Origin of the sequence: Haladaptatus sp. CMSO5 (genome assembly GCF_036689885.1) — an archaeon.
Taxonomy (GTDB): domain Archaea; phylum Halobacteriota; class Halobacteria; order Halobacteriales; family Halococcaceae; genus QDMS2.
This window is the reverse complement of sequence record NZ_JBAHVW010000001.1, coordinates 1,381,444-1,394,189: the sequence shown is the minus strand read 5'-3', so window position 1 is coordinate 1,394,189 and position 12,746 is coordinate 1,381,444. Positions and strand designations below refer to the sequence as shown.

Here is a 12,746-nt window from a genome sequence, read left to right as displayed (position 1 = left end):
CCAGAAGAGTTAATTAACGTAATTCGAACTCGTTGCCGTACATCCGCAGTCCGTCAGTGCTCTTGTCCCAGATGCCGTTTGCGATGGTGCTGCGCTTGATGGTTACGTCAGAGCTCATGCTGTTGAGCTTGATGCCTTCGCGCCCGCTGAACGACTCCGCTTCGATGCGTTCGATCCATGCGCCCGCACTGTTGACCACGATTGGGACGTGGGTTGCGGCCTGCTTGCCGCGGTAAACGAGCACGTTGTCGCCGTTGAGCACGAGTGCGCGTCGGAAGTGGTCGCCCGGCTGGTTGACGTTCACGACGCGGAACTCGCAGTCGTTACGGTTGCAGCGAATCGCGTGTCGCCACGAGTCGCCGTCTGCGTTACCCGTGATGTCGACGTACTCACAGTGGACTTTGCCCGCGTCGGTGCCGTTGATTTGGATGGCGTTGCCGCCGCGCTGGATGTCGATGTTCGTGTCAACAATCTCGGTTGGGCCGGCCTGCGACTGGACAACAATACCGTGGCAGACTTCGTCGCCGATAGAGATATCGAGGCCGCGGAGGTACGCGCTTTCACAGTCGTTCATCACCGTGAGCGCGTGGCCGTTTGGTTTTTCCAATCGGATCGTCGTATCGACGACCGCCATGTTGGGGCCTGCGTCGAGCCGGATGCCCCGCTGGTTCTGATTCTGTGGGTTCTGTTTGTCGACGACGACTTCTGCGCCCGTGACGATGCAGTCGTGACCACCGAGGCGGATGCTCGCTGCCTCGCTGTTGGCGTAGCGCCCACCGTTCACGATGACGCGACCGTTGGTCACCGCGTAGAGCCCGTTGTCCGGCCAGTCGTCGAGTTCGCAGTCTTTGAACTCGATTTGACCCGTGTGGTACTGGCTGCAAAGGATGCCCGTTGGCCCCCGCCAGAGGTCGCCGGGCGTGTTTTCGTCCCACGCACCACCGTCGTTTGCGCGGAAGCGCTTGACCATGCCCTTGCCGTCTGGAGACGTAATCGAGAACAGCGCTGGCCCGAAGGTGCCCGTGTCGTGGCGGCCGACGATGGTGATGTCGTCTACGAACAGGCCGTCATCGACCATCGCGTCGATTGCGCGAATCCCGGTGCGTTCTGCGGTGAGGTCAACGGTGAACCCCTGGACACGGAGGTCAACGCCGGGGTTGTAGTAGATGCCAAGCCGGAACAGACGGTACTGCGGGCCGTCGAACTCGTCGTAGTTCGCGGGGACGAGCGTGGCGTCGTCGCCTACCAGCCCGAAGTTCCGGAAGCCCGTAAAGCGGAACTGTGAGTCCATGTAGTATCGGCCCGGTGGGAACTTGATGAGCGTATCATCGCCCGCGTACTTGCGGAGAATTGGCGTGATTGACTCCGTGCCAGTGTTGTCAGCCCCTGCGTCCTCGACAATGTCGATGACACGACTGTAGCCGTCTTCAATGCTGGTCGTGGTCGCTGCTTTCGCGTTCTGCGAAGAGAACAATGTTGCGCCCGCGGCAGTTGCCCCAACTGCGCCCATGAATTTGCGTCGCCCGATGTGCGAAGTAGAGTCGTCCTGTGCTGCCGATTGAGAGATGTTGTCGAGGTTTTCCATGTTTTTCTGTAGCGATTCTCGGGCACGTCGAATGCCGTATGAGTGGAGTTGGGACTATACCCGTAGCTATCGCCAAGCCGTATTTTCTTATTTTCGTGATAGTAATTCCCGTTTGAATTACTTTCTAATATTAACATTCTTACAAGGATATAAAATTGTTATGCTTTCAGTAATATCCTGACATGGACTGATTAATGTCGGAAGAAATAGGTGAAACTAGGTAGTGCTTAACGAATCGTTTCACACCGTTGCATTTGTGTTTTTCAGTAGTTTCAAGGCCTGAAAACCCATATTTCGAATTATGGACTTTCCACAATTATTCGAATCCGTCACGATTTCACACACCTATCAACAATTGTAGTGGTTCCTCGTCCAGTCACGTTTAGAGAGGTCATAACCCCCGATTTTTAGGGTTTTCACACCACGAGATTGAATGGACACTGACATGATGTGTCACTGTGAGACTGACGAATAATAATATCAATGAGACAACCAATTCTGGCAATATCCGCCACAAAGATTTTGTCGGCCGAGTGTTGCGCGCGCCCCAAATTCTGAATGATTGATTATAATATATCTGTCGGCTCATCAGGAACTGTGACTGCCACAATTCAATCTCCGGGCAGATCGCTGGGAAAATATCGGCGATAAAATGTTTTCAACCATAACTATCCACATTTGATAAATCCGTGTGACTTATTATAGTTCCAACAGTAACCATATTGATAGTTGGTGGGTAAGACATGAACGATACGAGCGGTTCCAGTACGCATCGCGTCTTGGTCGTGGAAGACGAGAAAGATATTGCAGAGCTCTATGCCAAGTGGATAGGGTCGACATACGACATCGAAATTGCATACACGGGTCGGGAAGCACTCGACATCCTCGACGACTCTTTCGATGTTATTCTCCTTGATAGGAATCTTCCACAGATGGGTGGTGACGAAGTCCTCGCTTGGATTCGCGACCAAGAATTCGACTGCACCGTCGCCATCATCTCTGCGATCGAGCCAGACTTCGATATCTACGAAATGGGGTTCGACGACTATCTCGTCAAACCCGTCGGAAAAGACGACCTCAAGAACATCATCAATCGCATGTTGTCGCGCGCTGAGTACGACGACCGCCTCAAACAGCTGTTCTCCGTCAGCTCAAAGCTGGCGTTGCTTGAAACGCACAAATCCAGTGCGGAGCTTGCACAGAGTGAGGTGTATCACTCGCTCAAACAAGAGTGGGAGCGATTAGACCAACAAGCCGGTGCCGCACTCTATCAGCTTTCGAACGATGACGTCTTTGCAATCCTTCGAGAATGACTACTTCTACGCCCACTGAGAACAACGCACAAGACGCGCGCGGGGTTCCACACGAGGAGTCGAGCCTCCCCCGAGCAAACATCCTCGTCGTTGGTGAACCAGACCAAAGTTGGGACTACTTTCACAGCCACATAGAAGACGCGAACAGCGGTCTCGGCATCGCCATTTCGAGCTGTGACCAGCCGTTTTACACCGAAAAGCTCACCGACGCATCGTTCGACCTGCCACTCACCAAAATCGGGTTTTCTGGCGACGGCTCAAACGACCCTGCGACACACATCCCCATTCCAGAACTCGGGAAGCAACTGTTCGAAGCACTCGACGCGACTCCACGCTGTGATATCCTCTACATCACGAACATCAATGCGCTGCTCGAACACGAACCCGTCCAATCGATTTATCGACTCCTCTATCTGGTCTCAAAGCGTGTCGCAGCGACCCAAAAAACCGCACTGTACGTGATTTCTGACACCGTTGGCCGGAAAACGAGACGAATTCTCCAACAGCCGATGGATTTCTGCGTAACGTTCGACGCAACTGACTCGCCATCGATTCAACCGCTCAAGTCAGCCACTGGAACCACGAACGATGGCCGATAACTTCGGTGCAGAGGGTTCAGCGAAAACGTTCGACGCCGTCCGCACCCTCCTGGATAGCTGGAATCCGGAGGGTGCACAACAGACCGACACGCTGGGGCAACGACTGAGCAACTACCTCGATGCGAGTCTCAACACCGACGACCGACCCATTTGGGAACAAGATATTATCGAACGCCGCCGCGGCAGCCTCTCTGCAGACGTGGTGGTAAACGGTGAGATCGGTATCGCAATCATCGGCGACACCCGCGCCTCCGGCATGAAGGCCTTTCAGTTCCAGCTCAAGGCACTCAGCAAGCAGTTCAACTACATCGCCATCTACTGGTGGGACATCTCCGACGGAAACGCAGACGTCCGACGCATCGCAGAGCAACGAAACGTAGCAAGTCGATACGGTTTGCAAGGACTCTCGTTTCACCGTAGACCGTACACACGTGTCGCACACACCGGCAATCGCACATCCCTGACGCCCGTCCTCGAACCGTGGATGGTGCTCGCCTTCGTCACGGTCGTCATCGCCACCCTTGGCTACGCCTACGTCGGACAACTGCAGGAGAGCTACCCGCTCATCAAAGTGTTCTTCGGCCTCGTTGGCGGCTTACTCCTGATAACGCTGAGTTTGGGGATTTTCCTGAGCCGGTGACGTGAATGGTGGAGTTTTTCTCACAGTCAAGGCTCAGGGTTGTGCTTCGGGAAAAGTAGTCCCACCCGGATTCGAACCGAAGTCGCTCCCAGAGGTCGCTCCAAGATTCGAACCGGTTGCTTCTGGTACGAATTACGCGCTGGGATTTCCAGCGCGAAAACACAATAGTCCCACCCGGATTCGAACCGGAGTCAACGGCTCCAAAGGCCGCTATGATTGGCCACTACACCATGGGACTGCACTTCGTTTGCCCCACCAGCCTTCACGCGCGGCGTGAAGACACCATGGGACTTCGCTCACTACCGTTCGCTCGTCCCATGTAGTTCGCAATCTCTTCGAGATTGCTCACCACCATGGGACTTCTGTCACGCCTTCGTACGCGACTTACTTCGACGTATCTTTGCAGGATACTTGAACGCTTCGAGAATCCGCAAGCCCGTGAAGGTGTGTCACTCTCGGTCTTGCATCAACACAGTGACCGGCCCGTTGTCGAAGTTGAGGAGGATAGACTGCGCGACGTCGCCAAACAGCGCCTTCCCAGAGGGCGACCGGCGCGTTCCAACGAGGAAGATGTGGTCTACGTCGTGTTCCGCTGCGGTGGCGAGAATGCGCTTTGTGAGCTGGCCAACGACACCAATCGTCTCGTAGGGCACGTCGAGGGGCTTCAGTTCCTCGAGGCCAATCTTCCGTGCGAGGCGTAGGGCTTCGTCTTCTGCCTCTTCAAGGGTGTAGGTGGTCTCGAAGTCAGAACCCTGTCTGCGGGCCTCGTGGCGCTCGTCGTACTCCTCTTCGGGGAGGATAGAGAGGAGGATGAGCCGACCGTCGCTCCCTTTGGCGAGCGCACCGGCTTCGCGGACGAGTTCTCGTGTGCTGTCGATGGGTTCGACGACAACCAATCCAGTGTCCATGCCAGTGGCTACTCAAGGAAGTGTGATAAAAGATGCCGACGGAACCGGGTTACTTCGCCGGACTCGACTGCGAAGACGACTGGGAGAATTCGAGTTCGGAGACGAGCAACGAACACACGTCGTCCTCTGCTGAGAAGCAGTCTGGACACTGTGAGTCACGGTCGATAATCGTATCGAGGCGGTCTGCCACCGTCTCGTCGATGACGCTTTCGAGCGCTTTCGCCTCGGCGTTAAACTCCTCTACGCCGAGCACTTCGATGAGGAAGCGCTCGATGATGCAGTAAGTCTGCAGCGAGTCGCGTGCGCGCATGATGCCCTCGTCGGTGAGCGACGCGCCCTTGTACTTCTCGTGGATGAGCAGGTCGCGGGATTCGAGTTTCCCGACCATTTCGTTGACGCTCGCGGGACTCACTTCGAGCATATCTGCGAGTTTGCCCGTGGCGGCCGGGCCGTCTTCCATCTGTTGGACGAGGTAGATTGCTTTCAGGTATTGGTCGGCGGTGTTCATTCGCGCGTCTCCATGAGTTTCGTCACTGCTTCTACGCCCTCTGCTTCCTCCTCGCGGATAGAGGCTAGGGTTTCGATGAGGCGATTCCGGTCGATGGTAAAGGCGGTGTCACTCGCTTCGATGGCGTCAATAAGGTCGTCGTAGAACTTGTAGGCCGTCTCCTCGTTGCACAGTTGGTCGTAGAGCAGCCCGTCGAAGTCCTCTGGTTTGGTGCGCCCGTAGCGCTCTGAGACGAGCATCTCGATTTCTTCGTAGCCGATGACCTCAGCGTCGAGTTCGTCGATGAGCGCAGAGAGCCGTTCGCGGTGCTCGGCTGACTCCTCTGCTGCGTGTTCGAGCAGGTGGACGATCTCGTCGTCCAGTTCATCTTTGCCGAGCGATTCGTAGTGGTGGTGGGCTCTCGCTTCGACCACTTCTTCTAAGACGACTCCAATCTGGAGCAGTCTGGCGAGTTGGTGGTCCGACGAGACGCGCTGGCCAAGGCTCATGGCGCGCACCCCGCATGACGACCAGAGACCGTCGCCGTCGTGACCATTCGCATAAGGGTAGTTCAGAGCGAGGGGAACTTAAGCAGTTCCCTACTCACCCGTTTAGGGAGAAAGGCGCTCTACGATGAGCGATTCTAAGTCCGTGCGGAACTCGTCGACTTCGATTTCGTCTAAGACGGGGACGAAGAAGCCTTCGACGAGCATATTTTTGGCAACCTGCTCTGGAATCGACCGTGAGGTCATGTAGAGGAGGTCTTCTTTATCAACCTGTCCGACGGAGGCGGAGTGACTTGCCTCTGTGTCGTGGTTGTTGATGATGAGCTTCGGACTCGCGTCCGCTTCGCTCTGGTCTGAGAGCATCAGCGTGCTCTCACGCTGGTAGGAACTCGTGTCCCATGCTTCGCGGCCAACGTCTTGGACACCCTCGTACACAGAGCGTGCGGCGTCGTCAAGGACGCCACGCGTGACGAGGTCTGCGGTCGTGTGCTCTGCGTTGTGCCAGACGCGCGAGGCGATGTCGATGTGCTGGTCGTCGTGACCGAAGAACGCACCGACAATTTTCGTCTCCGAGGTGTCTCCGTTGAGCTGCGTCTCGACCGAGGACTTCGTCATGCGAGAGCCGATGTTGCCCTCGATGAAGTTGATAGTCGAGTAGGTGTCAGTCTGGCCGCGCTTGAGCTGGTAGTTGTACGTCTCCTCGTCGAGGTTCTGGAGCGAGCCGTACTGGACGTGGCTGTTCTCGCCCGCGACGATTTCGACGATACCGCTGTAGTAGCGCTCGCCCTCGACTGCCTCGCCAGTAGACTGGCGTTCGAGGATGGTCACCGAGGAGGAGTCCTCCGTGATGACGAGCGTGTAGTTGAACAGCGACCGGGAGTTCATCGTGGTGCGAATCTTCACGTCCTCTGCGTCGACGCCCTCGGGGACGTAGACGACGGTGCCCGTAGTGAACAGGGCCGTAGAGAGGGCCGTGAGGTAGTTCTCCTGGGTCGGGATGACCGAGCCGAAGTGCTCTTTGACGAGGTCTTCGTGTTCGGCCAGTGCCTCCGCAAAGGAGAGGACTTCGACGTTGTCAGGGCCAACCTGGTCTTTGTCTTCGGCCGCGTTGAGCGGATCGACGAACGACTCGAAGTCTAAGTCTGCGAGGTTGGTCCAGTTGCGCCCGGGCGTCCGGATGACGTGGGGCATCTCGGCGTCTTCGAGCGCCGCGAGGGCGGAAAGACGCGTGTCGAGCATCCACTCGGGTTCGTCGAGTTGCTCGCTGATCTGGCGAACCTGTTCTTCGCTGAGGTTGGCGTGTACTTGCGCACTCATGTTATCCGAGGCTGCCCTCCATTTCGAGTTCGATGAGCCGGTTCAGCTCAACGGCGTACTCGATTGGCAGTTCTTCCGTGATGGGTTCGATGAACCCGGCGACAATCATCTGCTTTGCTTCGTCATCATCGAGCCCACGGCTCTGGAGGTAGAAGATGTCCTCGTCGCCGATTTTCCCGACGGTTGCCTCGTGGGCAACGTCGACTTGGGACTCTTGAATCTCCATGTACGGCATCGTGTCCGAGGTGGACTCGTTGTCGAACATCAGCGCGTCACACTCGACGCTCGTAGAGGAGCCGGTTGCTCCGCGGGAGATGTGGACGAGGCCACGGTAGTTCGTGCGGCCGCCGTCCTTGCTGATGGATTTCGACTCGATGGTGGACTTCGTGTTCGGCGCGTTGTGGTACACCTTCGCGCCGGTGTCGATGTTCTGGCCCTTGCCAGCGAATGCAATCGTGATGTGGTTGTCACGTGCACCTGGTCCCTTGAGGATGGTCGCGGGGTAGAGCATCGTTGCTTTCGACCCCATCGACCCGGAGACCCACTCCATCGTCCCGTTCTTCTCGACGATGGCGCGTTTCGTGTTGAGGTTGAACGTGTTCTTCGACCAGTTCTGGACGGTCGAGTACTGGACGTGTGCGCCCTCTTTGACGAACACTTCGACGCCACCGGAGTGGAGGTTGTGGACACCGTATTTCGGTGCCGAACAACCTTCGATGTAGTGAACTTCGGAATTCTTCTCTGCGATGATGAGCGTGTGTTCGAACTGGCCCATCCCCTCCGAGTTCATGCGGAAGTACGCCTGGACTGGCATCTCGACGGTCACGTCTTCTGGGACGTAAACGAACGAGCCACCGGACCAGACCGCACCGTGGAGTGCCGCGAACTTGTTGTCGCTTGGCGGCACGCACTTGGTCATGAAGTACTCTTTGACGATCTCTGGGTGTTCACGGACCGCTTGGTCCATGTTGCAGAAGATGACGCCCTTTTCCTCCCACTGCTCTTGCATGTTCTGGTAGACAATCTCGGATTCGTACTGCGCACCGACGCCCGAGAGCGCCTTGCGTTCAGCTTCCGGAATGCCGAGTTTGTCGAACGTGTCTCGAATCTCCTCTGGCAGTTCGTCCCAGTTGTCGACACCGCCGCGTGTCTCCACGTCCGGGCGGATGTACGGGACAATCTCGTTGATGTCGAGCTCCGTCAGGTCGGGCTGGCCCGGCCAGTCGGTTGGCATCGGCATCTTCTGGAACTGCTTCAGCGCGCGCAGACGACGCTCGAACATCCATTCGGGCTCGTCTTTGTCTTCGCTGATGAGACGAATTGTCTCTTCATTGAGGCCTTTTTCCGTTTTGAACGCCGACTTCTGCTCCTTTTTGAACTCGAAGCGGGCCTCGGTGTCGGTTTTCTTGAGGTGGTCTTCTTGTGAACTCATAATCTTGTGTGGGTGTTTGTCTTACAGTCCCTTTACGCTGTCTCGTAGACTTCTTCGCGAATCCAGTCGTACCCTTTGTCTTCGAGTTCCTCTGCGAGCGACGCGTCGCCGCTCTTTACGACCTTCCCGTCCATCATGATGTGGACGTGGTCTGGCTCGACGTAGTCGAGGATGCGCTGGTAGTGGGTAATCTGGAGGATGCCCGTCCCGACTTCGTCACGGAGCGCGTTGATGCCCTTCGAGACGTCCTGCAGACGGTCGATGTCCAGCCCGGAGTCGATTTCGTCGAGCACGGCGATGGACGGTTCGAGGATGGCTGCCTGAAGCACTTCGTTCTGCTTTTTCTCGCCGCCGGAGAATCCGGCGTTCAGGTAGCGCATGGCGAACTTCTCGTCCATGTCGAGGAGTTCCATCTTTTCTTTGAGGATCTGCTGGAACTCAGCGACGCCGACTTCGCCGTCGTCTGCTGGCCCTTCCATCGGGGAGGTGGAGTAGCCGGATTCTTCTTCTTCTTCGGCTGCTTCCTCGTCGTCCTCACCGAACAGGAGGTGTTCGCGCTCTTCGAGTTTCGCGTTGAGTGCGGTGCGAAGGAAGTTGACCATCGTGACGCCCTCGATCTCGGCTGGGTACTGGAAGCCGAGGAAGATGCCGAGTGCGGCACGCTCTGGTGGTTCGAGTTCGAGGAGGTTCCAGGTGCGACGGGCCTCTGGAATTGCCTCTTCTAAGTCGGCGTATTCGTCTGCTTCGAGGTGGAGCAGAATCTCACCGTCGGTGACCTCGTAGGCCGGGTGACCGGCGATAATCTTCGCCATCGTCGACTTCCCGGAGCCGTTTGGTCCCATCAGCGCGTGAATCTCGCCGGATTTGACTTCTAGATTCACACCGCGGAGAATCTGCTCGCCGTCCTCTTCTGCTACTTCTGCGTGTAGGTTTTTGATTTCTAGCCTAGCCATTCTGGAGACACCTAAGTCGTCCTGAGATGGGTACGTCGCGCCCATAATCCTTTCGCAATCTTGCGCAAAGGTTTTCGATTTGAGCAAACAGAAGTTTTCACTTCAGAAAAGTAATTGTGCATATTCAGAAACAGTTGTTGTTGGTAACGGAACGGTGTTCCCAATAACACAGTCTCAGTGTATCGATTTTTGCTAGAGACACTCAATCACGGATGGGAGTTCAGAGAAAATCGACCGTCTGCACCGTGATTTCGCATTAAAAACCAGACTACCCGTCACATCACAGACAGTTACATAAAGCTGCCAAGCCCAGTCTGCTCCTGCCCGGATTTGACCTCTTCCCACGAGATGTCGAGCGCTTCTAAGATGCGCTCGATAGGTCCTTGAAGCGTCTTCTCTAACATCTTATCCCAATCGACGTGGAACTCTGGGGGAACTTGATCTGCGTACTCGAAACAGATGACGTCCGGATCGCGCTTGAACTCGCCATAGAGGAGTTCGTCGGCGCTCATTCCCGCTGGGTCAAGCCCTCGCTCTGCCTCGATTTGCCGGAAAAAGGACGGGTGAACCTTTGCGAGGTAGAGACGCTTTGGCTTGCTCCCGCGCTGGAAGTTCGTGCCGAGTAAGAGATTGGCGTACTTCGCCCCGCGCACCTGAGCGGTGTCGGTGTCGTAGTTGTCCAACTGCTTGCCGATACCGCCGGGAATCGCCACGTCATCGAAATTTACGTTCCCTTCTTTGAAATCCGCGATGATGTCGTGGACGTAGGTTTTGACCTCCTCTAACGGTTCGCCGTGGACGATCATCTCGATGACTCGAAGCTGGACTTCCTTCGTAATCGGCGCGATGTCAGAGCGCTTGTACTCGAAGCCGGTGATGTCGATGTCGTCTACGTCCTTGCCCTCCTTCCAGATGATGTGGCCCGCGTACCGCTTTTTCTTGCCTGCCTGGAAAAACCGGCGATAGAGCTTCTCGAACTCGATTTGGAAGCGGTGTTCGTCGGCGTTCAGTTTCTCGCGTGCGAAGGCGTCGTAGGCTGCGTTGATGTGGTTCTCAATCTCGAACGACTGTTCGATGGCCGTCTCCTTGTCCACGTCCGGCCCAAGCGAGAGCATGACGGAGTCCGTGTCGCCGTAGATAACGTTGTAGCCAAGGTCGTTCGCGGACTGTTCGGTGAAGTTGATGACCTCACGGCCCGTCGCCGTCACCGCCGCGCCCATCTCCTTGTCGTAGAGGCGGAAACGTTCCCAACCCAGCACCCCGTATAGCGAGTTCATAATGACCTTCACCGCCGCCTGCTGGCGGTCGAAGCGGTCGTACTCCGCAGAATCGGGGTCGTTCTGGTTCCGGAGTTCTTTCTTCTGCTCGCGCTCGGTGAGCAGTTCGTCCACCATCTCCCGGATGATGCCGTCTGGCTGTTTCCGGAAGTGCGTCCCGTTTGGCGCGACAAACGTCTCGCCGTCGTAGTCGGAATCGACCTTCGAGTCGGGCGAGGCGTTGATGGTGACCATGCACATCGGGTACAGCGACTTCAAGTCGAGCACAGTCACGTTCTCGCGGACGCCCGAGATGGGGTCGAACACCGCACCGCCTTCGTAGTCTTCGCTCTCTGCGCGTCCCTTCGAGGGTAGCGCGAAACTCCCGTGTACCTTGTGGAGCACGTAGAGGTCGACCGCGTCGCCCGGCGTTGGCGCGTCTTCGAGTTTACACCCGACGAACGACGCCACCTCGCGCCAGAAGGGGATGATGCCTTGCTTGCGGTCGAGTTCGACACAGAGTTCCACGTCGCGGAGGTTGTACTCTAGGAGCTTCGACGGGTTTTCCTCCCAAAGATCGCCAATGCTGCCCGCATAGCGCTCTTTCCCGATGCCGAGTTCGACTTCGCCAACCGCGTCGAGTCGGTAGGAGTCGAGTTCGGTGAACTGCGTGCGTTTGTAGCCGTACAGCAGGTCGAACACGACGCGTCCTTTGATGTTCGGTCCTTGCCAGTCAGAGCGCCAGACTTCGTCTACGCGCGAGAGGCGGTTGTAGTTCAGGTCGTACGCAGAACCGCGTTCGAGTTCTTCGAGGCGGTCTAAGAGATACGGCGCGTCGAAATCCGCGAAATTCCACCCGGTCAGGACGTCCGGGTCGGTTTCGATGAGGTAGTCGAGAAATGCGGCGAGCATCTCGTCTTCGGCCTCGAAACGACGAATGTCGAAGGTGATATCGCCCTCGATTGGGTCGTAGTCGGGGAGTTCATCGGGGCCACGCTCGCCGCCGGGAGCCTCATAGAGCCACATGATATACTCGTCGTCGAACGAGTCGTGGCTGGTGAGACAGATAATCGGCTCCTCGCCGTCTTCCGGGAAGCCGTTTCGGTCTTCGACCTCGATGTCGAAGGTGTTGATGCGGAGGTCTGCGTCCACATCGACGGCTTCAATTTCGGTGTGAGGGACGTGAATCGCCCCGTCGTTACCACGACGTTCAGGCACGGAAATCCCGCTTGTGATGTCCTTGTCGATGAGCAAGCGATTCGGGAACAAGATGTCCGCCTCGAAGTGGTCAAAGCGGTCGCGCATCTGGCCCACGTCGCGGGGGGTGCGCCCGTAAATTTTCGTCAGTTTCTCGCCGCGGATGCTCTCGTAGCCCTCCTCCCAGCCGGTGATGGTGTCGAGGTCGAGTTTATCATCCGATAGCGACGCTGTCGGCGCGTAGAAGTAGGGGCGGAAACCAGAGACGATGACGTGTTCTAACTCGTTTTCGGTGGTGCGCCCGAACACGTGCAACACGGGCGCTTCTTGGTCGCCACTCCCGACGAGCGTGTAATCGACTTGCGAGACCGTTAGTTCGACGGTGCCCGTCGCATTCGGGTATTTTTTCGCCGCCGAATTGACGACGACCGCGCCCCTCCCGTCGTCGCCTGCGACTGCTCGTGCCTCTGCGGCGAGCCGGTCTTCGTCTTGCTCGTCGGCGGCAAACTGGTTGAGCCCCGTCTGCGTCATTGTCTCATCAAAGTCGTTCGGC

11 protein-coding genes and 1 tRNA gene are annotated in these 12,746 nt (G+C 56.9%); 3 read left to right on the top strand and 9 right to left on the bottom strand.

The window, feature by feature from the left end:
* Positions 1 to 13: 13 nt before the first annotated feature.
* On the bottom strand, positions 14 to 1,510 hold the full coding sequence (locus tag V5N12_RS07350; protein WP_332898506.1) for a hypothetical protein: 1,497 nt from the start codon (positions 1,508 to 1,510) through the stop codon (positions 14 to 16).
* An 818-nt stretch (positions 1,511 to 2,328) separates the two neighbouring features.
* On the opposite strand from V5N12_RS07350, the gene V5N12_RS07345 reads away from it, so the two are divergent.
* Genes V5N12_RS07345 through V5N12_RS07335 form a run of 3 tightly spaced genes read left to right on the top strand, consistent with a single transcriptional unit; the run spans position 2,329 to position 4,137 of the window.
* Entirely contained in the window at positions 2,329 to 2,898 is a 570-nt protein-coding gene (locus tag V5N12_RS07345; RefSeq protein ID WP_332898505.1) for a response regulator, read from the top strand.
* On the top strand, positions 2,895 to 3,497 hold the full coding sequence (locus V5N12_RS07340) for a hypothetical protein (protein ID WP_332898504.1): 603 nt from the start codon (positions 2,895 to 2,897) through the stop codon (positions 3,495 to 3,497). The genes V5N12_RS07345 and V5N12_RS07340 overlap by 4 nt, the downstream gene beginning before the upstream one ends.
* Positions 3,487 to 4,137 carry a hypothetical protein gene (locus V5N12_RS07335; RefSeq protein WP_332898503.1) on the top strand — a complete coding sequence of 217 codons (651 nt, stop codon included), beginning with the start codon at positions 3,487 to 3,489 and terminating at the stop codon, positions 4,135 to 4,137. Before V5N12_RS07340 ends, V5N12_RS07335 begins: the two co-directional genes overlap by 11 nt.
* 165 nt (positions 4,138 to 4,302) lie before the next feature.
* Here V5N12_RS07335 and V5N12_RS07330 read toward each other — a convergent pair.
* The 8 genes from V5N12_RS07330 to V5N12_RS07295 form a co-directional block, all read right to left on the bottom strand.
* Positions 4,303 to 4,375, bottom strand: a tRNA-Gln gene (locus V5N12_RS07330).
* Between the two features lie 211 nt (positions 4,376 to 4,586).
* Positions 4,587 to 5,045, bottom strand: coding sequence for a universal stress protein (locus V5N12_RS07325; protein ID WP_332898502.1), 459 nt, complete (start codon positions 5,043 to 5,045; stop codon positions 4,587 to 4,589).
* Positions 5,046 to 5,094: 49 nt separating this feature from the next.
* Positions 5,095 to 5,553 carry a metal-dependent transcriptional regulator gene (locus tag V5N12_RS07320; RefSeq protein WP_332898501.1) on the bottom strand — a complete coding sequence of 153 codons (459 nt, stop codon included), beginning with the start codon at positions 5,551 to 5,553 and terminating at the stop codon, positions 5,095 to 5,097.
* Positions 5,550 to 6,041, bottom strand: a complete 492-nt coding sequence (locus V5N12_RS07315; RefSeq protein WP_332898500.1) for a ferritin-like domain-containing protein — start codon at positions 6,039 to 6,041, stop codon at positions 5,550 to 5,552. The genes V5N12_RS07320 and V5N12_RS07315 overlap by 4 nt, the downstream gene beginning before the upstream one ends.
* Before the next feature lie 102 nt (positions 6,042 to 6,143).
* The gene (gene sufD / locus V5N12_RS07310) at positions 6,144 to 7,355 is read right to left on the bottom strand and encodes a Fe-S cluster assembly protein SufD (protein ID WP_332898499.1); all 1,212 of its coding nucleotides are present in this window, start codon (positions 7,353 to 7,355) and stop codon (positions 6,144 to 6,146) included.
* Between the two features lies 1 nt (position 7,356).
* Positions 7,357 to 8,787, bottom strand: coding sequence for a Fe-S cluster assembly protein SufB (gene sufB, locus V5N12_RS07305; RefSeq protein ID WP_332898498.1), 1,431 nt, complete (start codon positions 8,785 to 8,787; stop codon positions 7,357 to 7,359).
* A gap of 32 nt (positions 8,788 to 8,819) precedes the next feature.
* Complete coding sequence (locus tag V5N12_RS07300; RefSeq protein WP_332898497.1) at positions 8,820 to 9,740, bottom strand: ABC transporter ATP-binding protein; 921 nt, start codon at positions 9,738 to 9,740, stop codon at positions 8,820 to 8,822.
* A 290-nt stretch (positions 9,741 to 10,030) separates the two neighbouring features.
* A complete protein-coding gene (locus V5N12_RS07295) occupies positions 10,031 to 12,724 on the bottom strand; it encodes a DNA-directed DNA polymerase (protein ID WP_332898496.1) in 2,694 nt (897 codons plus the stop codon).
* Positions 12,725 to 12,746 lie beyond the last annotated feature (22 nt).